The 635-nt window shown below is 60.9% G+C and carries 2 protein-coding genes; both read left to right on the top strand.

Annotated features, from left to right (window positions below):
• Window positions 1-296 (top strand): DUF3459 domain-containing protein (locus tag ACWTU8_RS31860; RefSeq protein WP_455851258.1); only part of this gene is annotated, 296 nt, incomplete at its 5' end.
• 29 nt (window positions 297-325) lie between these two features.
• Window positions 326-635, top strand: a 310-nt coding sequence (locus ACWTU8_RS31865) for an ATP-binding cassette domain-containing protein (RefSeq protein ID WP_455851259.1), incomplete at its 3' end; no start/stop codon positions are given.

Below are 635 nucleotides of genomic sequence, written 5' to 3' on the forward strand. Positions count from 1 at the left end.
ACCAGGCTTCACTGCTCGAGCACTATCGGCGCTTCCTGAGCTTCCGCCGCGCCCACCCGGCGCTGGCCAAGGGCGACATCACCTTCATCGAGAGCGAGGGCGACACCGTCGCCTTCACGCGCCGCGCCGGCAATGAGCAGGTTGTCTGCGTCTTCAACCTCGGCGCCAAGCCGGCCAAGGTTGACCTTGGCAGGCGATCCCTGCAACCTTTGCCGGGACACGGGTTTTCCGGTCAGGCGAACCCCGGTTCGGTCGAGCTTGGCGGCTATGGCGCCTGGTTCGGGCGCATCGACTGAATTTTTGCGAAATCACTGGGAGGAAACCAATGGCCGATGTCAATTTGAGGCAAGTGAAGAAGTCCTACGGCAATCTCAACATTCTCCACGGCATCGACCTCGATATCAAATCGGGCGAGTTCATCGTCTTCGTCGGTCCATCGGGCTGCGGCAAGTCGACCTTGCTGCGCTCGATCGCCGGGCTCGAGGAAATCACGTCAGGCGAGCTCAAGATCGATGGCGAAGTGGTCAACGATGTGCCGCCGTCCAAGCGCGGCATCGCCATGGTGTTCCAGTCCTACGCGCTCTATCCGCATATGACGGTCTACGACAACCTGGCGTTCTCGATGAAGCTCGGCA

Source organism: Mesorhizobium sp. BHbdii (genome assembly GCF_053848045.1).